Raw genomic sequence first — 24,373 nt, forward strand, 5'->3', positions numbered from 1 at the left:
AAACTCCGAGCGCTGGCCTAGGCCGGCGACTCGGAGCGCAGGGGTTTGGGTTTGAAGTCGTCGTAGAGGGTTTTGCCCTCAATCATGCCCGTGATCTGGGCCACTACTTTGAAGAACACGTTGAGCTCGTTCTGCGGAATTTTCTCGCGCACCTTTAGATTGAAATGGCGCACGGTTTGACGAGAAATTTCCTTGCCGCGCAGCCCTTCCTCGGTGAGGAAAATGCGCACCGAGCGTTTGTCTTGGGTATCAGCCTGTTTATAAATCAACCCCTTCTCCTCCATGCTGCGTAGAATACGGGTCAGGGAACGAGTTTCAAGCCCCAATAAAGGCGCTATCTTGGTGGCAGGCGTACCATTCTCTTGGTCGATGTTCAGCAGCACGAAGCCAATGCTCGTGGTGATGTCGTGCTTAGCCGCCTGCGTGTTGTACATGCGCGAAATGGCATGCCAGGCAACTTTGATGTTATAATCGACGGTTTCTTCGGGTGTCATGGGTGAGGGAAGCAAGTCCGGTAAACATACAGAAATATGTTATGCTTGCATACTAAGTTATGCAAAAAAAGTTTAGCCTCCCTGATCATACTTTGTCTGATCAGGGAGGCTAAACTTTTATTAGAACCTTATATGGCTATCGGTGCGCTTCCTGATGGTAGAGGCTCTCGATGATGTCTTTGTTGTTTGCAGTAATGATTTTGCGTTTCACCTTCATGGTTGGGGTCATTTCTCCGGTTTCTACGGTCCAGAGATGAGGTAGCAGCACCACTTTCTTCACCTGCTCCCACTGCGCAAAGCCGCTGTTGTACTTATGCACTAGGTCTTGGTACATCTTTACCACTTTCTCGTTCTTGACGAGCTCTTCGTTCGAGCCGTTGCAATCCACACCGTTGCGCTTGCACCAGCCTTTCAAATCGTCGAAGGATGGAATAACCAAGGCTGAAGGAAATTTCTGGCCGTCGCCAACTACCATGCACTGCTCCACCAGTGGCGACTCTTTCAGCTTGCTCTCGATAACCTGAGGAGCAATGTACTTGCCGCCAGACGTCTTAAACATCTCCTTTTTGCGGTCGGTAATTTTGAGGAACCGGCCTTCTACAATCTCTCCGATGTCGCCGGTATGAAACCAGCCCTCCTCGTCGAACTCCTTGGCCGTGAGTTCGGGCTGATTGTAGTAGCCTTTCATCACCGACTCCGACTTCGTCAGAATCTCGCCATCGGCAGCAATCTTCACCTCCGTGTTGTCGATGATGGGACCTACGGTGCCAATCATATTGTTTTCGGGCTCGTAGCCACCTACAGCAATTACTGGCGAGGTTTCAGTCAGGCCGTAGCCCTCCATCACCGGAATACCAGCCGACCAGAACACGCGGGCCAATCGGGGCTGCAAGGCACCACCGCCGCTCACAATACAGCGCAGGTTACCTCCCAACGCTTCGCGCCACTTGCTAAAAATGAGCTTATTCGCTAGCGTAAGCTGCGTGTTGTACAGAAAGCCGTGGTCCTTCTGGTTGTCGTACTTCAAGCCAAGGTTAAGAGCCCAGAAGAACAATTGCTTCTTCACTCCTTCCAGTTCATGGCCCTTGGCTACGATCTTATCATACACTTTTTCCAAGAGCCGCGGCACGGTAGTGAAGATTTCGGGCTTCACTTCGCGTAGGTTGTCGGCAATGGTTTCCATGCTCTCGGCGTAGTAGATGCTCACGCCGTTGATGAGGTAGATGTGAGTAACCATGCGCTCGAAGATGTGGCAGAGTGGTAGGAAACTCAGTGCCTTGTCGTTCTTCGTGACGGGCACGAACCGTTGGGCATTGCGGCAATTGCTGAGAATATTATTATGGGTCAGCATCACACCTTTAGGTTGGCCAGTGGTGCCCGAGGTATAGATAAGCGTCAGCAGGTCGTTGGGCTGCACGGCGGCTTTCAGGGGCTCCAAGTCGGCAGGGTTGCCTTGCTTGCCCAGGTCCAGTAGTTCTGAAAAGTGCCGGGCTCCTTCCACTTTATCAAAGGTGAAGACGTTCTCCTGCGGAATATCCAGCCCTTGGGTAGCCTCGCGCACCTTGTCCAGCAGCTTCTTATCCGACACGAAAACAGCTTTTACGCCCGCGTCAGAGAAGATGTATTTATAGTCTTCTACCGTAATGCTGGGGTACATGGGCACGCTGGTAGCGCCTAGTTGGGCAATGCCAAAATCCGCGAACATCCACTCGGGGCGGTTCATGGAGATGATGGCCACTTTATCATCTTTACCAATACCGAGGCTGCGCAAGCCCAGGCTTACCTGGTTCACTTTTTCCACTGCCGCATCGGTGCTAACGGGAGTGTACTGCCCATTACTCTTGGCAGCGAAACAGTCGGGTTTGTTGTACTTCTGCTGTAACTGGGGCAGAATGTCGAAGGTGCGACGAATGTCCATACGGAGAGAGGGCACGGTGGTGGGAGAGGCAATTAGAGACGGCTCGCAGTTCCTGTAACGTAGTGGCTAAATAAGCCAAACAGGAACCGCTGCTTAAATAACTACTTTTTTTACGGTAAAGCTCCACTACCCCGCCGAAACTACATAGGCCTATGGCTGCCTTTTATGTAGCTTTGTACACGTCCGCACCTTCCGCGCCCGATGAATCTGGCCATATTTTTTGATCCGCTCCGCGAAGAGCTGATTTCTGCTTCGTCTTCCACTACTACGCTGGCTGCGTACGTTACCCCCTTTCTGGATACCTTCCCGGATTGGCGCGCGGCCGACCTAGCATTCATTGGCCTAGATGAGTGGCGGGGCAGTGCGGCCGGTGCTCCCGCCTCCCACGGAGCCGATGCCATACGGAGCCACTTTTACCAGCTACAGAAAGGATCAGGCTCTGTACGCCTAGTAGACTTAGGCAACCTGCGCCCCGGCCTTACCCTAGAGGATACCTACCACCGGCTGCGCGAAATTATTGCCGCCTTGCTGGAGCACAACACGGTTCCTATCCTAGTAGGCGGCTCTCACGACCTAGATTACGGGCAGTTTCTGGCCTACGAGACGCTGGACCGGGCAGTGAGCTTTGCTACCGTAGATGCCCGCGTGGATATGGGAGAGCAGGATGGTATGCCGCCCGAAAAAAATCACCTGCGCCGCATGCTGATGCACGAGCCCAGCTTCCTGTTCAACTTCGCGCAGCTGGCTCACCAACAATACCTCGTGGCGCCCGATGTACTAGCCGCCTTAGAGAAGCTGCACTTTGAAACACTGCGCGTAGGCCAGGTCCGCGACGACATCCGGCAGGCAGAGCCGCTGCTGCGCCAAGCCGACTTCGTAAGCTTCGATGTAGCCGCCCTCCGCTGGAATGATGCCCCGGGCTATTACCCTCCCAACCCGTTTGGGCTCACCAATGAGGAAGCAGCCAAGCTGGCCTGGTACGCCGGCCACAACGACCAGCTTAGTTCCTTCGGCCTTTATGGCTACCGCCCCGACCATGACCAGCATGGCCTAGCCGCTATGGCCCTGGCTACTATGCTCTGGTATTTTGTGGAAGGCTACTACCACCGCCGCGGCGAAACTGATTTCCAGAGCAAGCGCTTTATACGTTACGCCGTAGGCCTGCCAGGTACTCCGGCTAAGCTGGTTTTCTACAAAGGGAAACGCACCGAAAAATGGTGGCTGGAAGTAGAGAGCCTCGCCGATAGTGACATTAAACGCATTGTTCCCTGCAGCTACCAAGACTATTTGCGCGCCGCTCAGGGAGATTTACCTAACCGCTGGATTCTGACGCAGGCCCTGCTGGGCTAGCTGCTTGCCGCATCAAGTTGCCACCGTTTTCCTGCGCCGGGTCTAGGCCTGTTTCTATGAGTGAAGTATCACCTGCGGCTGACCCCGCTTTGCCCGTGTATAGCCGCACCCAGCTTGCCCTGCGCAATGGCCAGGACCGCGACGAGGTATGGGTGGCCTACCAGGGCTTGATTTACGACGTTAGTCGCTCCCGCCTCTGGAAGCGCGGCAACCATTACGAGCACTGGGCCGGGCAGGATCTGACCAAGGAACTTGACCACGATGCGCCGCACACCCCTCACGTCTTCGATAAGTTTACCATTATCGGGCGGCTCGTATAACTCCACATGCCTCTGGAGCGCCACCTTCACTTGAACTACTCCCCACCTTTCCCTGCATGAGCACCACTGAAACTCCTTCCCTCTTCAATAATCTCGAAACGCTTTCCACCCAAGAAATCTTAATGGGCATCAATAGCGTTGATCAGACCGTGCCGCAGGCAGTAGCGCAAGCACTGCCGCAGATTGATGCGCTAGTGGAAGCCACCGTAGCGCGGCTAGGCCAGGGGGGCCGCCTGTTTTACATTGGCGCTGGTACCAGTGGCCGCTTGGGCATACTGGATGCCTCAGAGTGCCCGCCTACTTTTGGCGTGCCGCAGGGAGTAGTTATTGGCTTGATTGCCGGCGGCGACACGGCCATTCGAAAGGCAGTAGAGAATGCCGAAGACGATGTCAACCAAGCCTGGCAAGACTTACTGGCCTACAACATCAATGAGCAAGATATAGTGGTAGGTATTGCTGCGTCGGGTCGCACGCCCTACGTGATAGGTGGCCTAGAGCAAGCCCGTCAACGCGGTATTGCTACGGGTTGTATCGTGTGCAACGCAGGCTCGACCGTGGCCTCCGTCGCTGAGTTTGCGGTAGAAGTGGTAACCGGGCCGGAGTTTGTGACGGGCAGCACCCGCATGAAAGCCGGCACCGCCCAGAAATTGGTACTCAACATGCTTACCACTGCCACCTTTATTCGGTTGGGCCGCGTGAAAGGCAACAAAATGGTAGACATGCAACTCTCCAACGCCAAGCTGGTTGACCGGGGCGAGCGGATGCTGATGGACGAGCTTCAGATTTCGCAAACGGAGGCGGCAGACCTGCTCCGGCAGCATGGGTCCGTACGGGCGGCGCTGGAGGCGCGGCAACAGCAGTAATGCCATGAATGAGTTAGCGGCACGGCTTTCTTATCAATGCGGAAACCCGGTCGGTTTATCTGGAGTTTAGGGCTAAGGAGCAACTCTTGCGGCTGCTCTGTAACGGCACAAGCGTAAGCATGTGCTTTAATTTTTCCTAAGCCCGCTTACGCCTATGCATACCATTGAGCCGCACTACGCCTGGATGGAGCAGTACTCGGCCTCCGAAGACCCCCGCTCTCCCCTCTTCGAGGCCGAAAACAGTCTCGATAGCTACGTCAACACCATCTACGGCTATTACATCCACCCGCAGTGGGATAGTATCGATTCTGATACGCTGTTCCTGAAAATTCTCTTCGTGGATTACGAGTTAGGCATCGCCGTAATCGAGTTTATCGGGGAATGGAACGATGCTATTGAGAATGATATCATGCACCTCAAGCGCAATATCATAGATATGATGACGCACGAGGGTATCCGCAAATTCATTCTCATCGGGGAAAACGTCTTCAACTTTCACGGTTCCGAAGACGACTACTACGAGGAGTGGTTTGAGGACGTGGAGGATGGCTGGATTGCGGCCGTTAACTTTCAGGAGCACGTAATCCGCGAAATGCGCCAGTATAACCTCGACAGCTATATCAACTTTGGGGGGCAGCTCGATGAACTCCCTTGGCGGACATACGCCCCGCGCAAGCTATTCAACGTAGTAGACGGCCTATTACAGCGACGGTTAGGGTAGGGTATTGCCCCTTTAAATAGAGCACAAAAAAAGGCTTCCCATTGCTGGGAAGCCTTTTTTGCGTCTAAGACGCGCTCAAATTACTGAGCGGGAGTCGTAGCAGGAGCCGTAGTGGTAGCAGGAGCGTCGGTAGCGTCAGCTGCATCTTCCATTTTGTCGGCAGTAGCGTCAGCTGAGTCACGAACGGCATCAGCCTTCTCTTCCATAGCGTCAGCCTTAGCTTCGCCAGCGTTTTCTACGTTGTCAGCAGCTTGCTCGGTAGCATCTTCTTTCTTGCTGTCGCAAGCGGTGAACGAGAACGAAGCGGCAGCCAGGGCGAGGAACAGTACTTTTTTCATGATGGGGGTTGTTTGAAAATGGTATGTCTGATTGAAAGGACTTCACTGTAATCAGGAGAGAGTGCCAGTGAAATTCGGGTCTTTATACTCGACGCTACCAAAGGTAACCCGACAGTAGAAAAAGTTTTTTTATGCTGTTATTTCAACGCAAAAGTGGCCTAGCACCTCCTCTGAAGGATGTTCTAGGCCACTTAGCTTATACACCGCAAAAATTATTTTTTCCGGAAGACGATACCAATTGGCGTACCCTCAAATCCGAAGTTCTCGCGTAGGCGGTTCTCCAGGTAACGCGTGTAGCTCTCCTTCACGTACTGCGGCAGGTTGCAGAAGAACGCAAACACTGGGTTGTGCGTGGGCAGCTGGGTTACGTACTTAATGCGCACCATTTTACCCTTCGTGATGGGCGGCGGATATTTCTCAATCTCGCGCAGCATCACTTCGTTCAGCTCTGAGGTAGGTACTTTCTTACGCTTGTTGTTGTACACTTCTACGGCCGTTTCAATGGCCTTGTGCACACGCTGCTTAGTGAGTACCGAGGTGAAAATGATGGGCGGATACGCAATAGGCGCAATCTTCTCACGGATTTTCTCCTCAAATTCCTTCGCCGTATTCGTCTCCTTATTCTCAATCAGGTCCCACTTATTCACCAGAATCACAATGCCTTTCCGGTTTTTGTCGGCTAGGCCTATGATGTTTACGTCCTGGGCCTCAATACCGCGGGTAGCGTCCAGCATCACAATGCATACGTCTGACTCTTCCAGTGCCCGAATAGAGCGCAGTACAGAGTAGAACTCTACGTCTTCATGCACTTTGGTTTTACGGCGTAGCCCAGCCGTATCTACCAGAATGAACTCGTTACCGAAGGCATTGTAGCGCGCCTGGATAGAGTCGCGGGTGGTGCCAGCAATATCGGTTACAATGCTGCGGTCGGTGCCCAAGAGCAAGTTCACGAACGAAGATTTACCCACATTTGGGCGGCCTACTACAGCAATTTTTGGAATTCCGGCATCGGGTTCTTCAACGCCTTCTTCTTCAAAGTGCGCCACTACGGTATCGAGCAAGTCGCCGGTACCGGAGCCACTTTGGCTGCTAATAGGGAAGATTTCACCATCGCCAACGCCTAACGTGTAGAACTCGCCAGCGGCGTGGATTCGAGCGTTAGTATCGGCCTTGTTGGCGACAATATAAATAGGCTTCTTGCCCTGGTAGCGGCGCAGCACATCGGCAAATTCCTCATCCAAGTGATGAACGCCGGCATCTACGTCTACCATGAATAGCACTACGTCGGCCTCATCAATAGCCAGCTTTACCTGCTTATTGATTTCGCCTTCGAAAATATCTTCGGAATTGTGCACGTACCCGCCCGTATCAATTACGGTGTAGTACTTGCCGGTCCACTCGCCGTAGCCGTAGTGCCGGTCGCGCGTCACACCCGACTCGTTGTCCATGATGGCCTTGCGCTGGCCTACGAGGCGGTTAAATAGAGTAGACTTGCCCACATTGGGGCGGCCTACGATGGCAATCGTATTTTTCATTGTGTCTGACTCCAGCCGCCGGCCCGACCATGTTCGGCAGTGCCCGGAGTAGTTAAGTGAAGGATGGTCGGAATGAGATGGAGTTGTGAAAAGTAGATTGTGAACTGATAGGTAGGTGGCCTAGTAGGTACCGCCAAAACATCAATTCAAAACTTCACCTTTCACAACTTCGCTATTGATTATAGCCAAAGCGGCTCAGCGCTTTGGGGTCGGTGCGCCAGTTTTCGTTGACTTTCACGTGAATCTCGAGGAAGACTTTCTTCTGGAAGAACTTTTCCATCTCCTCTCGGGCCCACGTGCCTACTTTTTTCAGCGCCGCGCCTTGTTGGCCGATAATGATGCCTTTCTGACTGGCGCGCTCTACGTAAATAACCGAGCGCATCCGGATGATGTCTTCGTCTTCTTTGAACTCCTCAATTTCTACCTCACAGCTGTAAGGCACCTCTTTTTTGTAGAGCTTAAAGATTTTCTCCCGAATCATCTCGGCAGCAAAGAACCGTTCGGGCTTATCGGTTAGTTCATCTTTGGGGTAATATGGAGGATGTACTGGCAGATACCCCAGAACCAAATCCAGCAGTTCACCGGTCCCAAACTTTTCTAAAGCCGAGATGGGCAACACACGGGCCGCATTAGGCAAATGCTCGCGCCAGTACTCTACCTTAGCTTCCACCTCGGCCTGGTCGGCCTGGTCAATTTTATTGACGAGCAGCAAAATAGGCGTGTCTACCATTTTGCGCAGGCGCTCCACTACTGGTTCCTCATCGTGCTTCTCGTAGATATCCGTCACGAACAGAATCACGTCGGCGTCTTCCAGCGACGAGTACACGAACGACATCATAGCGTTGTGCAGCTCGTATTTGGGCTGAATGATGCCGGGCGTATCGGAGTAGACGAGCTGAAAATCATCTCCGTTAAGAATACCCAGGATGCGGTGGCGCGTGGTCTGGGCCTTGCTGGTGACGATGCTGAGCCGCTCGCCCATCAGGGCGTTCATAAGCGTAGACTTGCCCACATTAGGCTTGCCGATAATGCTCACAAAGCCAGCGCGGTGCGGAGTTGGTTCGGTATTCACTTCAGAATCTGAAAATTGGCCTGCAAAGGTACGACTTTCCGGCGGCTAGGCCACCCTATGCTTTAAACATCAGTGGAGGCAAGATTGTCTGTACCACAAAGTGAAAGATGATATAAGTCAGGTTTCACTTTGTGCAACGTTCCCGACCTTTGTAGCTCCGTAAAGGAGCTTATCTGCTTTCTCTTACGTTTCCGACGACTCGCCTCACCAGTACCTACGGCGTTATAGTATTCTATGCCCACCACTCCCTCTTCTACTAAAGGCCGCATCGGCGTCCTGCTTGTGAACCTCGGTACGCCCGACTCGCCCCAAACTGGCGATGTACGCCGCTACCTCAACGAATTCCTGACGGATGCCCGCGTGATTGACATGCCCGCCGCCGTGCGTTACCCCCTATTCCGTGGCTTAGTAGTGCCACTGCGGGCACCCAAGTCAGCTAAAATCTATCAGCAGCTCTGGACGGAGCGGGGCTCTCCCCTTCTGTATCATGGCCTAGACCTGCAGAAGCTAGTGCAGGAAACATTGGGTAAAGACTATCTCGTGGCGTTTGGCATGCGCTACCAGAAACCCAGCATTGAAAGCGCCCTGCAGCAGCTGCGCGATGCCGCCGTTGACCGCATTATTGTATTGCCCTTATTTCCGCAGTATGCTGCCGCTAGCACCGGCTCAGTGCAGGAGAAGGTGATGGAAATTGTGAGCAAGTGGTGGGTAGTACCTAGCATTAGCTTCATCAGCACCTTTGTAGAGATTCCGGGCTTCACTGGCACATTCGCCACGTTGGGCAAGGAAGAGATGGCCAAGCACCACTACGACCACGTAGTGTTTAGCTACCACGGCATTCCGGAGCGCCATGTGCTCAAAGGCAGCCACAATGGCTATTGCAAGCTGGGCAACTGCTGCAATAGCTACAATAAGAACAACCGCTACTGCTACCGCGCGCAGTGCTTTGAGACGTCACGCTTGCTAGGTGCGGCTCTAGGCCTCTCTCCCGATCAATATACCACTACATTCCAGAGCCGCTTGCAAAGCCGCCTTCGCGACCCTTGGCTGCAGCCCTACACCGATGAGGTTATCAAGGAGTTCCCAGCCAAAGGCATTAAAAATGTATTGGCCTTCTCCCCTGCCTTCGTAGCCGATTGTCTTGAAACGACTATTGAAGTAGGCGAAGAGTTCAAGGAAATATTTGAAGAGGCTGGCGGCGAGCATTGGCAACTGGTGCCTTCCCTCAACTCGCACCCACAGTGGGTAGAGACTGTAGCTGAAATGATCCGCCAGAATTAAAGAATTAAATCAAGCAAAAAGGCCACTGCACTAGTGCAGTGGCCTTTTTTATTCTTCTAACTGTTGGTTCCGACGCCGGAATGCGTCTGCCGCAGCTGGTCGGCGTCCCTGATAGAAGTTTTGCTCATTGTAGCCTGGCTGGTCATAGAAATGCTGAACCGATGCAGCGGGTAAGGGCAGGTTCAGTGCCCGCAGCATTGCTTCCTCATACGCTCTCGTAATTTGAATTTCAGTGTAAGGCGGGTACTCCAGCACCGTTTCACTATTGAGAGAGGGCACAAACACATTGTCACCCTCCTCGTCTAACGCAGCAACACCGATGGGCAACAGAATATGGCGCTCATACTTGTTCACGTTGAGGCTGGAAGAAAGCTCTACATCCAGATAGCGCACTTTGAGCGCCTCCAGCTCTACTATCAGCTCGTGCACTTCACCAAAAGGTTTACCATCGCTCCCGCGTACGGTCCAACCGCGTACATCCGGGCTGCCGTCGGCCACTTCAAAATCGGATAAGTCGCGTAAGCGGCGCAAGTGCATGCCCTCACCGGAAGGAATAGGATCAGTTGTGGTTTCCATAGCTAGTATCTATGTGGTGAGAAGTGCAAATATTATTGGGCTGGTTGATTCAGCGCCCGAACTATTTCGGCGGCTCGGCTCAGAAAATCTCGCACCTGCTGCTGCTCTTGCGCAGTATTAGTTCTTCCGCTTAACGCGTTAGCCCGATTCACTAACTCGCCAGCGTCGGCTTCCAGTGCTGGGTAGGCTTTCTGTTGCATTGCTTTAATCAAGTTGGCAGCCGCTACATAACCTGGCCGCAAGCTAGTGCCTTGCTCCTGCAAGCGGCTAGTAGCACTAGTGAGGTCGTCGCGCTTCTCGCTGACAGTGGCATCACGCAGGTCGTCGCGGTCGGCCAGAGGGCGCAGAGAGGCCATGAGCATCTCTAGGCCACGGCGGCCATAGTTCGGCGCCGACGCATCGGACGCCGCAAAAGCAGCTAGCTCATCGGGTGAGCCGCCGGGCTCCTCAGTAGCCATGTCAGCTACAGCAGGGTCATTAGTAGGCCTAGGAGCCGTTTCAGCGCCTGTAGTAGAGTCGGGCGCTGGTTCCGGGCTCGGGACTGCGGGTGCAGTGGTAACCGGCTGGTCACTATCGGCCCTGAATACATAATACCCGACGGCAGCTAGGCCTAGCAGCACCAGGAGAATGAGTAGCCAAGGGCTTGGGGAAGACTTTTTCCGTTGGATATTGATATCAGCCATAGAACAGGTAAAAGGAGTTGCCCAATCATACGGACGCCACCCCAAATACGATACGCTGCCAGTTGCTTGGCACCCTTAGTTGCATTGCTGCTGCTAATGACCGTTTACATACGAGGTTTATTGCTCAGCTATTTTATGGTTTACTGTATCTGTAATCCATAAAATTAAAAAGCCCCACTACTGAGTAATAGTGGGGCTTTTGTCTTAGTGTAATACGCTACTAGATTTTCAGCGGCTCTTTTCGGTACATCTTTGCTAGCTGCTCTACGGCGTAATCCACTTCTTCGGCAGTATTATACTTACTCATTGAGAAGCGGATAGCGCCTCGATTCTGATCAGCTCCCAGGGCGTTCAGCACGTGCGACCCCGCGTTGGCTCCACTAGTACAAGCTGATCCTCCCGAAACCGATACCCTATTGATATCAAGATTGAAAAGCAGCATCTCATTCATGTCGGAGGGAGGTAGGCTTACATTTAGCACTGTATACAAGCTCTGACTAGCCTCTGCAGAAGTACCATTGAAGGTCACTCCTTCTATTTCAGCACGTAGCTTCTGAATAAACCGGTCTTTCAAGCCCTGAATATGGTGCTGATGTTCCGCCATGCCACGGCAGGCAATTTCCAGCGCTTTCGCTAGGCCTACAATGCCGTACACGTTTTCAGTACCGGCTCGCTGGTTGCGCTCTTGCGAGCCGCCATGAATCAGCGAATCGACCAGTACGCCTGAACGTCTATACAGGAAGCCTACACCCTTTGGGCCGTGAAATTTGTGCGCAGACCCAACCAGAAAATCAGTCTTTACTTTCTGCACATCCAGCTGGTAGTGGCCCATCGTCTGTACTGTATCAGTATGGAACACTGCATCGTGGCAATGGCAGATTTCCCCAATTGTCTGGATATCGTTGAGGTTACCAATTTCATTGTTAGCGTGCATCAAACTCACAAATGTGCGCCCCTGATGAGCAGTGAGCAGTTCTTCGAGATGCTCTAAGTCTAGGCGTCCCTGCTCGTCGTGCCGCACGTAACTCAACTGAATGTCGCCGGCCTTTTCCAGCGCCTGCAGTGTGTGTAACACGGCATGATGCTCTAGCGGGGACGTTATTGCGTGCCGTAGGCCTAGCGTACGGATGCTTCCAAAGGCCGCATAATTATCGGCTTCTGTTCCGCAAGAAGTGAACACAATTTCTGCAGGAGCCGCATTAATCAGATGCGCAATGGTTTTGCGTGCATTCTCAATAGCTGCTCGTACCTGTCGCCCGTGCCCGTGAATACTGCTGGGGTTACCAAAATGGTCACGCATAAAGGGCAGCATGGCATCTAGCACCTCTGGGTCTAGGGGCGTGGTAGCGGCATTATCGAAATACACAGTCATGGGCAAAACAGCTAAACGGAAAGGAATCAGCGGAAAACTTTACAAAAATAAAGGATTCCAGCGGGGTAGCCGGAATCCTTTATGGTGTTAGTCAGTAGTTGCTACCCCTTTATTACGAGATAAGTAATATCGCCTCAGCTTTGTTGAACAGAAGTCAACTAAACTCCTGCTTCGCTCTACTGGTTGATAATTTCTTTGATATCACCAATAATCTTATTGGCTAAGTGGTCTGCTGTGGCATTAGAGTCTGACTCCGCATATATGCGAATAATAGGCTCCGTATTTGATTTGCGCAGGTGCACCCACTCCTTATCGAACTCAATCTTTACGCCATCAATAGTATTGATCGGTTGCTTGGCGTAACGCTTCTGCATTTGCACCAATACTTCATCCGTATTGATTTCAGGCGTTAGCTCTATCTTATTTTTAGAAATAAAATAGTTGGGGTACGAGGCACGCAAACGAGTCATAGTAAGACCTGTGTTTGCCAAATGACTCAAGAACAAGGCAATGCCAACCAAGGAATCACGGCCATAGTGTAACTCAGGATAGATGATGCCACCGTTACCCTCACCACCGATAACGGCGTTTGTTTCCTTCATCTTATTTACCACGTTCACTTCGCCAACTGCCGCCGCCGCGTAGCTTCCACCTTGCTTCTCCGTCACATCACGCAGGGCCCGCGTGCTGCTCAGGTTACTAACCGTGTTACCGCCGCCATTCTGCTGCAAAACATAATCAGAAACTGCCACCAGGGTATACTCTTCCCCGAACATCGTACCATCCTCGTTTACGAGTGCTAAGCGGTCAACGTCCGGATCCACAACAATTCCGACATCGAATCCGCCCTTGGCCAGAATCCGGGAAATATCGCGTAGGTTCTCGGGTAGCGGCTCCGGGTTGTGCGCAAAGTCCCCGGTAGGTTCGCAGTACAGTTTTTCAATCACTTCTACCCCCAGTGCTTCTAAAAGCATAGGTACCGCAAAGCCACCAGTGGAGTTAACCGCATCTACTACCACCCGAAAGTTGCGGGCTTTGATAGCTTCCTTATTTACTAAGGGCAGCTGCAGAATGGCCTCAATGTGCTGCTGCAGAAAAGTCTCGTCGGTGGTGTAGTGGCCTAGCTTCGTTACCGGAGCAAAGTCGAACGCCTCAGAGTCGCCCAGCGCTAATACCAGCTTACCATCCTCATCTGAGATAAACTCGCCTTTGCTGTTCAGCAATTTCAGCGCATTCCACTGTTTGGGATTGTGCGAAGCCGTTAAAATGATGCCCCCACCGGCCTGTTTCGCGGGCACTGCCATTTCAACGGTAGGGGTTGTACTCAGCCCCAGATCAATTACGTGAATACCGAGCCCCTGCAGAGTAGCCGAAACTAAACGGCTCACCATATCCCCAGACAAGCGGGCATCTCGGCCAATGACGATAGTATTATTATTGGTTTGATTGAGTACCCACGTTCCGAAAGCCGCAGCATACTTCACAACGTCAATGGGCGTCAAGCCTTCACCAGCTGCACCGCCAATGGTCCCTCGGATGCCCGAAATTGATTTTATTAATGCCACAGTTCTGATCTATTTTGGATTGCGCAAAAGTAGCTAATGCCCCCTGCTTTCCCTACAAAAGTTGTAGTAGGCTTAGATGCTCACGCCCTAGATTATTCAGCATGGCAGATGGTATCTATAAGGTTTCTATAAAAGAATTTAGCGTGCGCGCCAGAAAACGTATATTTGACTTAATGGAATACAATACTGCCGACCGCCGCACGGCCCAGTTAGCTGCCTTTAGTCGCCTCCTCGATGTGCTTGACCGCCTTCGCGCAGAGTGCCCTTGGGACCGTAAACAGACTTTGCAGAGTCTGCGTCACTTGACTATTGAAGAAACCTATGAGTTAGGTGATGCTATCCTGCGTAATGATCTGCCTGACCTCAAGAAAGAGTTAGGTGATGTAATGCTGCACTTGACTTTCTATGCCAAGATTGCCAGCGAGCAGGGCGCCTTCGATATTGCCGATGTGTTGAACGCTCAGTGTGAAAAGCTGATTTTTCGCCATCCGCATATTTATGGTGACACTCAGGCGGAAACGGAAGATGACGTCAAACGCAATTGGGAGCAGCTAAAACTGCAGGAAAAAGGCAACACATCTGTACTAGGGGGCGTACCTGTGTCGTTACCTGCTTTAGTAAAGGCCATGCGCATCCAAGAAAAGGCTCGTGGCGCGGGCTTCGACTGGGAAAAACCAGAGCAGGTATGGGAAAAAGTACAGGAGGAGTTAGGAGAATTCTCCGAAGAATTTGCTCATGAAGATCCTGCTACTATCAATCAAGAGCGTGCAACTGCTGAATTTGGAGATTTACTTTTCTCACTAATCAACTTCGCTCGCCATGCTGGCATCAATCCCGAGGAAGCACTAGAACGCACAAATCGTAAGTTCATTCAGCGGTTCCAATATCTTGAAACTGAAGCAAATCGTGACGGCCACAGCCTGAAAGATTTAACTCTTACTCAGATGGATCGTTACTGGGAACAAGCAAAAAAGTTGTCGGGTAACCAACCGGAAGATACCGCAATAAAATAGCCTTTTTTTGGGCTATGAAGCGTTTAAAAGCTTCTAAAGCCATTTTTCATTTGGCGGCACACATGTTTTTACTTAGGTTTGCCAAGGCTAGACCTACTTTTGGAACAGGCCCCGCACACGAGCAGACCCATGTTTTTGAGACCTAATCTGGTCGAGCGTGAGGGTGAGCGGGGCTTCTCTGTCTGTAGGCTTGTCAGACCAATTGTTCACTTTTTTACTTCAACTTCAACCTTTCACCAACAACCCACTAATTCTCCGGAACAATGGAACAAAAGAATGCCATGAACAAGCCCGCGGCTCGGCCCGCCGCTGCTGCTGCGCCGCAAGGTGAAGCCAAGGGTGGTGGTTCGTCACTATTTGCCGTATTCGCCATCATTTTGGCTTTTGTAGTAAGCGTAATCGTTTTCATTTTCGTCCTCGGTGACGGCAGCCACTTCCAAGGTGGTAACCACGAAAACAACCCCCTACCCGGCGACTACTTTGGTGTAGTATACAAAGGTGGTCCGGTAGTACCTGTACTGATTACCATGTTCCTGTGCGTAATCATCTTCTCTATCGAGCGTGCTCTGACTCTAGGCCGTGCTAAAGGCAGCAAGAGCATCGAGTCGTTCGTTCGTACCATCCGTCAGAAGCTGAACGTAAACGACATCACAGGTGCAATTGCTACCTGCGATCAGCAGAAAGGCTCGGTAGCTAACGTTGTAAAGGCCGGTCTGGTGAAATACCAGGAGATGGCTCGCGAGCGTCACATGGAGAAAGACCAGAAAGTACTGGCCATCCAGAAGGAAATCGAAGAATCGACGGCTCTGGAGTTGCCGATGCTGGAGAAAAACCTGGTTATCATCTCGACACTGGCTTCTATCGCAACGCTGGTAGGTCTGATTGGTACGGTACTGGGTATGATCAAGGCCTTCTCGGCTCTGGCACAAGGTGGTGCTCCTGACGCAGTAGGTCTGGCTAACGGTATCTCGGAAGCTCTGATCAACACGGCACTGGGTATCAGCACCTCTGCTCTGGCTATCGTAGCTTACAACTTCTTCACCAGCAAGATTGACGAGCTGACCTATAGCATCGACGAAGCTGGTTTCAGCATCATCCAGACCTTCTCGGCTCAACACGGCGCGACTGAACACAACACCACTGTGTAATTACCTAGTGCAGTAGTGCACTAATACACAGGTTCATTCGTTTCTGAATTAAGCCACCTAATTACATCAGCAATGCCTAAAGTAAAGCCTCACAGAACCTCACCATCGTTGGATATGACTCCGATGGTAGACTTGGCCTTTTTGCTGGTGACCTTCTTCATGCTCACCACGAAATTTGCCCCGGAAGAGGCAGTAGTGGTGGACACGCCTTCCTCTACTTCAGAGCTCCGTTTGCCCGAATCTCACGTAATTACGATTGCAGTAGATAAAGACAAGCGCGTGTTCTTTGGTATGGATGACGACGAAATCAAGGCTGATTTGCTTAAGCAGGTTGGAGCCAAATACGGGGTAAGCTTTACCGCCGCTCAGGTTCAAGCCTTCCGAGGCGTTGCCTCTAGCTTCGGCACTCCTATCGAAAAGCTGCCTGCTCTCCTTAATCTGGACAGCGAACAGCGTAAGTCTTATAAGCAGGAAGGTATTCCTTCTGATTCGCTTAATAACCAACTTATCGAGTGGATTGTGACCGCGCAGTCGCTTAGTCGTAAGCAGTTCAGTAAGCCCGCTTACATTGCCATTAAAGGCGATGGTAACGCAGACGTACCGACCGTGAAGAAAGTCATCAGCCTGATGCAGGACAAGAACATTAACCGGTTCAACCTAATTACCGACCTCGAAACCAAACCGGTGGCCGGTAAGTAATCCGCACAGACATGGCAGAAATCCAACAACAAGCCTCCGGAGGCGGAAAAGGCGGAAAAAAGCGGGCCAAGAAAATGTCGACTAAAATCGACATGACACCCATGGTGGACTTGGCCTTCCTGCTCCTCACCTTTTTCATGCTCACTACTACGTTCAGCAAGCCTACCGTCATGCAGGTAACCATGCCGGTTAAGGAAAAAGAACCTAACAAGGACCCAGTAGTGCTTAAAGCGTCAGATGCTTTTACAGTTCTACTGGGTGAGAACAACAAGCTCTATTATTACGAAGGACTGCTGGATGCTACCACAAAGCCTGAGTTAAAACTGAGCAGTTACGATGCCAATGGCATCCGTAAGATTTTGTTGGACCGTCATCGGGCTAATCCTGGTACTGTAGTACTGATTAAGCCAGACGATAAGTCGAACTACAAGAACATGGTGGATATCCTCGACGAAATGAACATCACCGACCAAAAGAAATATGCGTTGGTTGACATTTCGAAAGCGGATCAGGACCTGATTAAAACTTCTGGGTTATGATGGACAACACGCAGTTGGCCAAAGCTTCCCTCGACGACATCGTCTTTGAGGGTCGCAATAAGGCCTATGGAGCCTACGTAATCCGGCGCGTGTATGGTAAGCACGTCACTAGAGCAGTACTTCTTGCAGTTGCTTTTTTCGCTATTATGATTGCGTTTCCCCTTTTGGCGCGCATGATGAAGAAGGAAGAAGTGGTGAAAGATGATGCAATGCTGAAGGTGAACGAGCTGATGGAAGCACCTCCGCTGGATGCTACAAAGCCCCCACCCCCACCTCCGCCGCCACCAGACGCGCCGCCGCCACCACCGCCAAAGCTCTCTACTGTTAAGTTCACTCCTCCTGTTGTAAAGAAGGATGAGGAAGTGAAAAAGGTAGAAGAGATTCCTGATCAGGAAGATCTGAAAGAGAAAACGGTGGCTACCGAGACCGTTAAGGGCAACACCGACAACCCAGCCGACTTGGCTGGGTTGGAGCCCGGTGAAGGCACGAAAGCGGTAGAAGAAGTAGTTGAAAGCAAGCCTTACACCTACGTAGAGCAAATGCCGGTTTTCCCCGGTGGTACGGAAGCTTTGTTGGCTTACATTGGTAAGAACATCAAGTATCCAGCCATGGCGCTACGCAACCAGGTTGAAGGACGAGTGTTTATCAAGTTCGTAGTAGGTGCCGATGGCTCCGTTACGAATGCTGAAGTTCAGAAAGGTATTGGTGCTGGTTGCGATGAAGAGTCGCTCCGCGTTATCAAGAACCTTCCGAAGTTCACGCCTGGTAAGCAGAATGGTCGTGCAGTACCCGTTTACTACACAGTTCCAGTAACTTTCGCTATCAAGTAATATCTGGCTACCGTCGGATATACATCAATCCCCGAATCAGGTTTACGCTTGGTTCGGGGATTTTTTTATTGTATAAAAAATATATAGTCGGCTCGCATACTATATAATTAGCAGCCTGCGTTCAGTGATTGAAAGCCAGCGGATAGTGAGTGGATTAGCAGGGAGCTGTGGCTTGGGAAATTGTATAGGCCATTGTTCACTTTATTTATATAGCCATGACTAACACCACGCACACCCCCCTTATTTCCTTCGACGATATCGTTTTCGAAGGACGCAACAAGGCATACGGAGCCTATGTGCTACGCCGCATTTATGGCCGCCATCTATATACAGCCGTGTTGTTAGCGACTGCACTTACTGCTCTGCTTATTGCATTCCCCATTTTAATTCAGCGTATCTGGCCTAGCAAGACAGTGGCAGCAGACATTATCGAGTTGCCTCAACCGGTTATACAGTTGCAAGACATTGTCATTCCCAAGCCTGAGGTTACTCCCCCGCCAGCTGCTCAACAGCAAAGGGTGATAGTTCGGCCTCCTGCGGAGGTTGTACCAACTGTGGTCCCAGATGCCTTGGCAAAGCCTACTGAGGACAAGCCGCAAACCACCACTGACCAGGAAGGGCCAGCAGTAGTAGGCCCAGTAGCTATTGATGGACCTGGCCTAGGAGAAAAAGTAGGTATAGGTTCAGGCAAAGACACTTTTGCTACTCCTACAGCTCCTGCTGAAATGAAGCCATTCATTCACGTAGAAGAGATGCCAGACTTCGTAGGAGGTCAAGCTGCTCTAGCCAAGTACTTGCAGCGGCATCTGCGGTATCCTGCTTCAGCTTTACGGTCTAGCATCTCAGGACGAGTTTTCGTAGCCTTTACTGTCAATTCTGATGGCACCATCAAGGATGTAGAAATTTTGAAGGGCCTAGGCTACGGCACTGATGAGGAGGCCACACGGGTTATTGGTTCAATGCCTGCTTGGAAGCCAGGCCGCCAAAATAACAGGGCAGTTCCGGTTCGCTATACATTGCCAATTACCTTCCGCTATGAATAATCTTAGCAGATAGTCGCAAACTGGCGGCTAAGTATTAAGGAAGCTTAATTGTCATAAAAACAGCTCTACTAAGCTTGATTTGCTGGAATCAAGCTTAGTAGAGCTGTTTTTATGAAAATATTTCAACAGTAACCTCGTTTGGTTTAGCTCATAATCGAACAAATAAGAGGTTTAATTATGTTTGTTGAATATCATCTTGTTTACCTTGTCTCCTCTTATGCTCGACTTAACACCAACCGAAGAGCGTTTAGGCACTAGTTCCAAACAGCGTTTCACCCATTACTTTATGCTAGTAATGGCCTTAATTTATATGGGCCTAGGCATTTTCTTATGGACTGAGGTTGCTAGTGTTCTAACCATTTCTACTGGCAAGCGCCAGTTGCTCGGAGCTGTCTTTGTGATTTACGGAATCATTAGATTTGTCCGCACCTATCAACAACACTTCAAAAAACGTGATACCGATGCACGCTAATTTCCGAGTAGCCGGCGCCATATTAGCCTTTAGTGGGCTGTTGTCTGGCTGCAATAGTGGGGGTTCTTCTGCATCTACCGCAGCGGCCACTGACACGCCTACTAGCGGAACTATACGCGTTGGAGTAGACGAGACGTTTGAGCCTATTCTGAAATCCCAGGTTGATACCTTTCAGAAACTGTATCCGGGCGCTCACATACAAGCCGTATACAAGCCGGAACAGCAAGTACTTCAATCTTTCTTAGCGGATAGTACCCGCTTGGCTATAGTTTCCCGTGACCTTACAGCGCAGGAGAAAGGGGTGTTGGAAAGACTTCAGCTTTCTCCTCGCACCATCCGAATTGGGGTGGATGGTGTGGCTATTATTGTGCACCCCAGCAATCCAGACTCGTTGTTGACTTTGCCTCAGCTACGAACCATTTTTACCGGGCAACAACAGCAATGGTCTCAGGTAGATGGTAAGAACAAGTTGGGCGCTATTACCATCGTATTTGACAACAACAACTCTAGTACTGCGCGTTTCGTGCAGGACTCGGTTACGCGAGGAGCAGCCTTGACCAAAGCGGCTTTTGCTTCTAAATCGAACCCTGCGCTAATAGATTACGTTGCTACTCATCCAAACGCTATTGGCGTAATTGGCGTCAACTGGATCAGTGACCGGGATGATGCTTCAGTACAAAAATTTTTGAAGCGAGTACGCGTTGTGGGTGTAAGCCCCAAAGCAACTGGCTCAACCCCGGATGACTACGTACAGCCTTACCAGGCCTATTTAGCTCAAAAGACTTATCCGCTGCGGCGGGAGCTATACGTTATCAGTCGGGAGGCCCGTGCAGGACTTGGCACCGGTTTTGCCTCTTTCGTAGCTGGTAACAAAGGTCAACTTATAATGCTGAAATCAGGCTTGATGCCTGCCACCGGCCAAGTAAGGCTTATCGAAGTCAAGTCAAAGTAGCCTTTTTACCTCCTTCCTTTCTACACGCTTTTTCACTAAATCTCTTGCTCATGAACTTCAAGCCCTGGAAGCTTACGCTCCTCGCTGCCTTGTCTGTTTCCGGCTCCGCCGCTCTTGCTCAGAATACCTCAAGTGTCCAAAAGGCTATTGATTTAGAGCGTTACGGTGAGGCCCGTGCCGCATTGCTTAAGCAAGGTGGCTCTACTGAGTCAAACTTTGAATTGGGTCGTCTTTACCAATTCCGAGACATGCCTGACTCGGCAGCTTATTACTTCAACCGCATTCCGCTGAATCAAAAAGATCCAGTTTCATTGGTAGCCGCTGGTCGTGCTGCCTTGGCACAGGGGAAAACTGCCGAAGCAGAGATTCAATTTGATAATGCTGTGAAGGCCTCTAAAGGCAAAGATGCCAAGGTGTACACGATGATAGCTCAGGCCTATGCAGAGTCTGACATCAAAGATGTTACGAAGGCGCTAACCTATGTTGACGCTGCCCAGAAGCTCAATAAAGGCAAAGACGATCCAGCGTTGATGATTGCCCGCGGCGACATCTACCTCAAGACTGATCAAGGCGGTGGCGAAGCCATGAACAGCTACGAGCGCGCTACGATGGCTGATCCGAACAACGCAAAAGCTTATGTTCGTAAAGGTCAATTGAACATGCGTGCCCGTACTTACAACGAGGCTAAGACTAACTTGGACAAGGCCATTAGCATTGACCCTAGCTATGCTCCTGCCTACAACGCTCTGGCAGAGACGTATTACTTCGCAGGTCGTTACGATGATGCTCTGGCACAATTCCAGAAGTACTCTTCGTTAGCGGAAAAGTCATCTACCACTGATGCCAAGTATGCTTCTTTCCTCTACCTGACGAAGAAGTATCCAGAGGCTCTTGCTGAGGTTGACAAGGTTCTGGCTAAAAATCCGAATGATTTGACCATGAACCGTCTGAAAGCCTACTCCCTATACGAGACAGGCAAGAACGACGAGGCTTTGGCTGCCATGCAGAAATACATGCAGGTTGCTAGCGCCAGCAACAAAGTAATTACCGAAGACAACGTGTACTACGGTAAGATGCTGATTAAAGGCGGTAAGACGACTGAGGGTGCTTCTATCATCAAGAAGGCTATTGACGCTGACCCGAAAAAAGCAGCAGAGCTGCAAAACGAGCTAGCTCAGGCTTACATTGCTGCCAAGGACTATCCTAACGCCATTTCTACGTACCGCGCACGTATGAAGGCAACCAATGGTGGTGAGCTAACTGATAAGGTGTATCTGGCCCGAGCCTACGAACTCAACAACCAGTATGCCCAAGCTGATAGCCTCTATGGTTTGGTTCTTACTGAGCGCCCTACCTATGTTCCCGGTTACCAGATGCGCGCTCGTGCTAATGCTAACATCGATAAAGACTCTAAGCAGGGCTTAGCAAAGCCTTACTATGAGAAGTATATTGAGGTAGCATCTGGTGCTGATGCAGCCAAGTACAAGACTGGCCTGATTGAGGCTAATAAGTACTTGGGCTCGTATTACCTCTTCACCAAGAACGATAAAACGGCTTCGCTTCCCTATTGGCAGCAAGTTCTCGCTCTTGATCCAGCAGACCAGCAGGCTAAAACTGCAGTAAGCGAAATCACTAAGCCCGCTTCTAAGGCTCCTGTGAAGCGCAAATAATCTGCTTCTACAAGCATACAAAAAGCCCCGTCATAGAACTATGACGGGGCTTTTTGTATGCTTGTAGAAGCCACTCTTGATGAGCCCTCGCTCTTACTCTTCAGCGTATTGCTCCCAAGCTGCCAGGAGCGCTTTGAAATCAGCAGGCAACTCGGCCTCAAAATGCAGTTGCTGATGTGTAGTGGGGTGTACAAATCCTAAAGATTTGGCGTGCAACGCCTGACGCGGCATTAATTCTAGTGCCTTCTCCGCAAATGCTTTATAAGCGCCCGTGCGTTGCCCATACACAACCTTGTCACCTCCATAGGTAGCATCTCCAAATAGAGGGTGGCCTATGTGCTTCATATGCGCCCTAATTTGGTGAGTACGCCCTGTTTCCAGATTGCATTGCAACAGCGCCACTTTCCCAAATGAGCGAAGCACTTTGTAATGCGTAACTGCATGCTTACCCTGGTCCCCTTCGGGATACACGGCCTGTACCTTACGGTCTTTCAAGCTACGCCCGATATGTCCTCTAATAGTCCCAGCTGGCTCTTTAGGAACTCCCCAAACCAACGCTAAGTAGGTACGCTCAATAGTATGGTGAAAGAACTGCTGCGAAAGATGCGTCATGGCCCATTCTGTCTTGCCAATGACTAGTAACCCAGAGGTATCTTTGTCGATGCGGTGCACTAGGCCAGGTCGAATCTCCCCGTTGCGCCCTGTAGGCAGGTTTTGCAGGTGATAGGCGAGGCCATTAACCAAAGTACCCTGCCAGTTACCAAAGGCAGGATGTACTACTAGGCCAGCAGGCTTGTTCACAATAAGCAGTTCGCTATCCTCATAGCGTATGTCGAGCTCCATGGGCTCGGGTACTACCTTAAATTCCCGAGGTGGCTCTGGCAGCGTAATCGTAATTACATCAAGGGGCTTTACTCGATAGTTTGACTTTACTACTCGGTCGTTGACTTGAACAGCCTCTGCCCGTATTGCATTTTGAATGCGGTTGCGAGAAGTATTGGCTAAGCGGTTGAGCAGAAATTTATCTAAGCGTAATAACTCCTGGCCTTTATCGGCCCGTATGCGGTGGTGCTCATATAGCTCATCTCCTCCTTCCCCTTCTTCGTCAAGATCAGGAGGCAAAAGCGGGCTTTGGTTCTCTTCTATATCGTCAGGCTCCGGCATTTTTAAACGCAAATAGTCGTGAAGGCTTCTATAAACACAAACAGCCGAGGCCTAGGCCTCGGCTGTTTGTGTTTATAAGCACGCTTGCTTATTTCTTGCTCTTGGTTTTGGTCTTGCTGGGTGCTGCTGGAGCTACAGTGGAAGTAGCAGTAGGAGCGGTAACTTTAGGTGCAGCTTGTGCGGCGCCCGGAGTGATACCCATCTTTTTCAGAATCAGGTCCGACACGTCACCTTCCTTAGGACCGTGCAACAGCACTGGGCTAGCGCCATCGGAGTTCAGGATGTAAGTGTAGCCATTTTCTTGTGCTACGGCATCAATGTTCTTCTGGAGCTTGTCGAGCGCAGGTTTCAGCAGGGCCTGCTGCTTTTGCTGGAGGGAATTTTCAGCATTCTGCTGAAACTCCTGAATCGACTGCTGCATGTTCTGCAGTTCACGCTCTTTATCAGTACGTACTACGTCGGTCATGGTAGCAGCCCCTTTCTGGTAAGCTTCCCCTTTCGTACGGAATTCAGTAGCCTTAGCGTCCAGCTGGTTTTTAAGCTGGGTGCTATAATCTTTCAGCTGAGACTCAATCTGCTTGCTCTCGGGCATCTGGCTTAGCACGTACTCAACGCTGGTATAGCCAATTTTCAGCGGTGCGGCCGTTTGAGCCATAGAAGCCGTAGCCGTAGTGAAAGTAAGAGCGGCAACAGCCAATGCAACGCGGAATTTGTTCATGATGGTCATTAAAAGAAAAAGGTCAGAGAGTAAGATG

The 24,373-nt window shown here is 50.9% G+C and carries 25 protein-coding genes; 14 read left to right on the forward strand and 11 right to left on the reverse strand.

The features are described from left to right. Positions 1 to 17: 17 nt before the first annotated feature. Positions 18 to 494, reverse strand: a complete 477-nt coding sequence (locus EU557_RS19445) for a MarR family winged helix-turn-helix transcriptional regulator (RefSeq protein ID WP_135532153.1) — start codon at positions 492 to 494, stop codon at positions 18 to 20. A 136-nt stretch (positions 495 to 630) separates the two neighbouring features. Continuing rightward, positions 631 to 2,412: an AMP-dependent synthetase/ligase gene (locus tag EU557_RS19450; RefSeq protein WP_135532458.1), complete on the reverse strand. Its 1,782-nt coding sequence runs from the start codon at positions 2,410 to 2,412 to the stop codon at positions 631 to 633. A 201-nt stretch (positions 2,413 to 2,613) separates the two neighbouring features. Between EU557_RS19450 and EU557_RS19455 the strand changes: the two genes are divergently transcribed. The 4 genes from EU557_RS19455 (at position 2,614) to EU557_RS19470 (ending at position 5,666) form a co-directional block, all read left to right on the forward strand. Next, positions 2,614 to 3,762, forward strand: coding sequence for a formimidoylglutamase (locus tag EU557_RS19455; protein WP_135532154.1), 1,149 nt, complete (start codon positions 2,614 to 2,616; stop codon positions 3,760 to 3,762). A gap of 56 nt (positions 3,763 to 3,818) precedes the next feature. Next, positions 3,819 to 4,082 carry a cytochrome b5 domain-containing protein gene (locus tag EU557_RS19460; RefSeq protein ID WP_210116092.1) on the forward strand — a complete coding sequence of 88 codons (264 nt, stop codon included), beginning with the start codon at positions 3,819 to 3,821 and terminating at the stop codon, positions 4,080 to 4,082. Between the two features lie 56 nt (positions 4,083 to 4,138). After that, positions 4,139 to 4,945 (forward strand): N-acetylmuramic acid 6-phosphate etherase, encoded by an 807-nt coding sequence (murQ, locus tag EU557_RS19465; RefSeq protein WP_135532155.1) that lies wholly within the window; start codon positions 4,139 to 4,141, stop codon positions 4,943 to 4,945. 154 nt (positions 4,946 to 5,099) lie between these two features. Further along, positions 5,100 to 5,666, forward strand: coding sequence for a hypothetical protein (locus EU557_RS19470; protein WP_135532156.1), 567 nt, complete (start codon positions 5,100 to 5,102; stop codon positions 5,664 to 5,666). A gap of 80 nt (positions 5,667 to 5,746) precedes the next feature. Here the strand turns inward: EU557_RS19470 and EU557_RS19475 are convergent, their stop codons facing one another. The 3 genes from EU557_RS19475 to era form a co-directional block, all read right to left on the reverse strand. Beyond that, positions 5,747 to 6,004, reverse strand: a complete 258-nt coding sequence (locus EU557_RS19475) for a hypothetical protein (protein WP_088845429.1) — start codon at positions 6,002 to 6,004, stop codon at positions 5,747 to 5,749. 212 nt (positions 6,005 to 6,216) lie between these two features. Then, positions 6,217 to 7,539, reverse strand: coding sequence for a ribosome biogenesis GTPase Der (der, locus tag EU557_RS19480; RefSeq protein WP_135532157.1), 1,323 nt, complete (start codon positions 7,537 to 7,539; stop codon positions 6,217 to 6,219). A 172-nt stretch (positions 7,540 to 7,711) separates the two neighbouring features. Beyond that, positions 7,712 to 8,611: a GTPase Era gene (era, locus tag EU557_RS19485; RefSeq protein WP_135532158.1), complete on the reverse strand. Its 900-nt coding sequence runs from the start codon at positions 8,609 to 8,611 to the stop codon at positions 7,712 to 7,714. Positions 8,612 to 8,845: 234 nt separating this feature from the next. Between era and hemH the strand changes: the two genes are divergently transcribed. Further along, a complete protein-coding gene (gene hemH / locus EU557_RS19490) occupies positions 8,846 to 9,892 on the forward strand; it encodes a ferrochelatase (protein ID WP_135532159.1) in 1,047 nt (348 codons plus the stop codon). A gap of 48 nt (positions 9,893 to 9,940) precedes the next feature. Here hemH and EU557_RS19495 read toward each other — a convergent pair whose 3' ends face one another. From EU557_RS19495 to glmM, 4 genes are all read right to left on the reverse strand, one after another. Beyond that, positions 9,941 to 10,468 carry a PRC-barrel domain-containing protein gene (locus EU557_RS19495; protein WP_135532160.1) on the reverse strand — a complete coding sequence of 176 codons (528 nt, stop codon included), beginning with the start codon at positions 10,466 to 10,468 and terminating at the stop codon, positions 9,941 to 9,943. A 32-nt stretch (positions 10,469 to 10,500) separates the two neighbouring features. After that, the gene (locus EU557_RS19500; RefSeq protein WP_135532161.1) at positions 10,501 to 11,151 is read right to left on the reverse strand and encodes a hypothetical protein; all 651 of its coding nucleotides are present in this window, start codon (positions 11,149 to 11,151) and stop codon (positions 10,501 to 10,503) included. Between the two features lie 220 nt (positions 11,152 to 11,371). After that, positions 11,372 to 12,523, reverse strand: coding sequence for a cysteine desulfurase family protein (locus EU557_RS19505; RefSeq protein ID WP_135532162.1), 1,152 nt, complete (start codon positions 12,521 to 12,523; stop codon positions 11,372 to 11,374). Positions 12,524 to 12,699: 176 nt separating this feature from the next. Next, positions 12,700 to 14,088 (reverse strand): phosphoglucosamine mutase, encoded by a 1,389-nt coding sequence (gene glmM, locus EU557_RS19510; protein ID WP_135532163.1) that lies wholly within the window; start codon positions 14,086 to 14,088, stop codon positions 12,700 to 12,702. 173 nt (positions 14,089 to 14,261) lie between these two features. Between glmM and mazG the strand changes: the two genes are divergently transcribed. The 9 genes from mazG to EU557_RS19555 all read left to right on the forward strand — a co-directional run bounded on the left by mazG (position 14,262) and on the right by EU557_RS19555 (position 22,454). Beyond that, positions 14,262 to 15,101: a nucleoside triphosphate pyrophosphohydrolase gene (gene mazG, locus EU557_RS19515; protein WP_135532460.1), complete on the forward strand. Its 840-nt coding sequence runs from the start codon at positions 14,262 to 14,264 to the stop codon at positions 15,099 to 15,101. A gap of 281 nt (positions 15,102 to 15,382) precedes the next feature. After that, positions 15,383 to 16,249 carry a MotA/TolQ/ExbB proton channel family protein gene (locus tag EU557_RS19520; RefSeq protein ID WP_210116101.1) on the forward strand — a complete coding sequence of 289 codons (867 nt, stop codon included), beginning with the start codon at positions 15,383 to 15,385 and terminating at the stop codon, positions 16,247 to 16,249. A 72-nt stretch (positions 16,250 to 16,321) separates the two neighbouring features. Continuing rightward, entirely contained in the window at positions 16,322 to 16,948 is a 627-nt protein-coding gene (locus EU557_RS19525; RefSeq protein WP_135532165.1) for an ExbD/TolR family protein, read from the forward strand. Between the two features lie 11 nt (positions 16,949 to 16,959). After that, on the forward strand, positions 16,960 to 17,487 hold the full coding sequence (locus EU557_RS19530; protein WP_135532166.1) for an ExbD/TolR family protein: 528 nt from the start codon (positions 16,960 to 16,962) through the stop codon (positions 17,485 to 17,487). After that, the gene (locus tag EU557_RS19535) at positions 17,484 to 18,317 is read left to right on the forward strand and encodes an energy transducer TonB (protein WP_245326332.1); all 834 of its coding nucleotides are present in this window, start codon (positions 17,484 to 17,486) and stop codon (positions 18,315 to 18,317) included. Before EU557_RS19530 ends, EU557_RS19535 begins: the two co-directional genes overlap by 4 nt. 215 nt (positions 18,318 to 18,532) lie before the next feature. Further along, positions 18,533 to 19,360 (forward strand): energy transducer TonB, encoded by an 828-nt coding sequence (locus EU557_RS19540; RefSeq protein ID WP_135532167.1) that lies wholly within the window; start codon positions 18,533 to 18,535, stop codon positions 19,358 to 19,360. Between the two features lie 217 nt (positions 19,361 to 19,577). Next, the gene (locus EU557_RS19545; RefSeq protein ID WP_135532168.1) at positions 19,578 to 19,832 is read left to right on the forward strand and encodes a hypothetical protein; all 255 of its coding nucleotides are present in this window, start codon (positions 19,578 to 19,580) and stop codon (positions 19,830 to 19,832) included. After that, the gene (locus EU557_RS19550; protein ID WP_135532169.1) at positions 19,822 to 20,784 is read left to right on the forward strand and encodes a PstS family phosphate ABC transporter substrate-binding protein; all 963 of its coding nucleotides are present in this window, start codon (positions 19,822 to 19,824) and stop codon (positions 20,782 to 20,784) included. Before EU557_RS19545 ends, EU557_RS19550 begins: the two co-directional genes overlap by 11 nt. Before the next feature lie 50 nt (positions 20,785 to 20,834). After that, entirely contained in the window at positions 20,835 to 22,454 is a 1,620-nt protein-coding gene (locus tag EU557_RS19555; protein WP_135532170.1) for a tetratricopeptide repeat protein, read from the forward strand. 93 nt (positions 22,455 to 22,547) lie between these two features. Here the strand turns inward: EU557_RS19555 and EU557_RS19560 are convergent, their stop codons facing one another. Both EU557_RS19560 and EU557_RS19565 read right to left on the reverse strand, forming a co-directional pair. After that, entirely contained in the window at positions 22,548 to 23,576 is a 1,029-nt protein-coding gene (locus EU557_RS19560; RefSeq protein WP_245326333.1) for an RluA family pseudouridine synthase, read from the reverse strand. A gap of 130 nt (positions 23,577 to 23,706) precedes the next feature. Then, positions 23,707 to 24,336, reverse strand: coding sequence for an OmpH/Skp family outer membrane protein (locus EU557_RS19565; protein WP_245326334.1), 630 nt, complete (start codon positions 24,334 to 24,336; stop codon positions 23,707 to 23,709). Positions 24,337 to 24,373: the final 37 nt, after the last annotated feature.

The organism is Hymenobacter wooponensis (assembly GCF_004745865.1).
Taxonomy (GTDB): domain Bacteria; phylum Bacteroidota; class Bacteroidia; order Cytophagales; family Hymenobacteraceae; genus Hymenobacter; species Hymenobacter wooponensis.

What these genes read in the sequence shown, in the direction of transcription:
- EU557_RS19445 (WP_135532153.1), bottom strand. Translation starts at nt 494, where the DNA reads ATGACACCCGAAGAAACCGTCGATTATAACATCAAAGTTGCCTGGCAT.
- EU557_RS19450 (WP_135532458.1), bottom strand. Translation starts at nt 2,412, where the DNA reads ATGGACATTCGTCGCACCTTCGACATTCTGCCCCAGTTACAGCAGAAG.
- EU557_RS19455 (WP_135532154.1), top strand. Translation starts at nt 2,614, where the DNA reads ATGAATCTGGCCATATTTTTTGATCCGCTCCGCGAAGAGCTGATTTCT.
- EU557_RS19460 (WP_210116092.1), top strand. Translation starts at nt 3,819, where the DNA reads ATGAGTGAAGTATCACCTGCGGCTGACCCCGCTTTGCCCGTGTATAGC.
- murQ (WP_135532155.1), top strand. Translation starts at nt 4,139, where the DNA reads ATGAGCACCACTGAAACTCCTTCCCTCTTCAATAATCTCGAAACGCTT.
- EU557_RS19470 (WP_135532156.1), top strand. Translation starts at nt 5,100, where the DNA reads ATGCATACCATTGAGCCGCACTACGCCTGGATGGAGCAGTACTCGGCC.
- EU557_RS19475 (WP_088845429.1), bottom strand. Translation starts at nt 6,004, where the DNA reads ATGAAAAAAGTACTGTTCCTCGCCCTGGCTGCCGCTTCGTTCTCGTTC.
- der (WP_135532157.1), bottom strand. Translation starts at nt 7,539, where the DNA reads ATGAAAAATACGATTGCCATCGTAGGCCGCCCCAATGTGGGCAAGTCT.
- hemH (WP_135532159.1), top strand. Translation starts at nt 8,846, where the DNA reads ATGCCCACCACTCCCTCTTCTACTAAAGGCCGCATCGGCGTCCTGCTT.
- EU557_RS19495 (WP_135532160.1), bottom strand. Translation starts at nt 10,468, where the DNA reads ATGGAAACCACAACTGATCCTATTCCTTCCGGTGAGGGCATGCACTTG.
- EU557_RS19500 (WP_135532161.1), bottom strand. Translation starts at nt 11,151, where the DNA reads ATGGCTGATATCAATATCCAACGGAAAAAGTCTTCCCCAAGCCCTTGG.
- EU557_RS19505 (WP_135532162.1), bottom strand. Translation starts at nt 12,523, where the DNA reads ATGACTGTGTATTTCGATAATGCCGCTACCACGCCCCTAGACCCAGAG.
- mazG (WP_135532460.1), top strand. Translation starts at nt 14,262, where the DNA reads ATGGAATACAATACTGCCGACCGCCGCACGGCCCAGTTAGCTGCCTTT.
- EU557_RS19520 (WP_210116101.1), top strand. Translation starts at nt 15,383, where the DNA reads ATGAACAAGCCCGCGGCTCGGCCCGCCGCTGCTGCTGCGCCGCAAGGT.
- EU557_RS19525 (WP_135532165.1), top strand. Translation starts at nt 16,322, where the DNA reads ATGCCTAAAGTAAAGCCTCACAGAACCTCACCATCGTTGGATATGACT.
- EU557_RS19530 (WP_135532166.1), top strand. Translation starts at nt 16,960, where the DNA reads ATGGCAGAAATCCAACAACAAGCCTCCGGAGGCGGAAAAGGCGGAAAA.
- EU557_RS19535 (WP_245326332.1), top strand. Translation starts at nt 17,484, where the DNA reads ATGATGGACAACACGCAGTTGGCCAAAGCTTCCCTCGACGACATCGTC.
- EU557_RS19540 (WP_135532167.1), top strand. Translation starts at nt 18,533, where the DNA reads ATGACTAACACCACGCACACCCCCCTTATTTCCTTCGACGATATCGTT.
- EU557_RS19545 (WP_135532168.1), top strand. Translation starts at nt 19,578, where the DNA reads ATGCTCGACTTAACACCAACCGAAGAGCGTTTAGGCACTAGTTCCAAA.
- EU557_RS19550 (WP_135532169.1), top strand. Translation starts at nt 19,822, where the DNA reads ATGCACGCTAATTTCCGAGTAGCCGGCGCCATATTAGCCTTTAGTGGG.
- EU557_RS19555 (WP_135532170.1), top strand. Translation starts at nt 20,835, where the DNA reads ATGAACTTCAAGCCCTGGAAGCTTACGCTCCTCGCTGCCTTGTCTGTT.
- EU557_RS19565 (WP_245326334.1), bottom strand. Translation starts at nt 24,336, where the DNA reads ATGAACAAATTCCGCGTTGCATTGGCTGTTGCCGCTCTTACTTTCACT.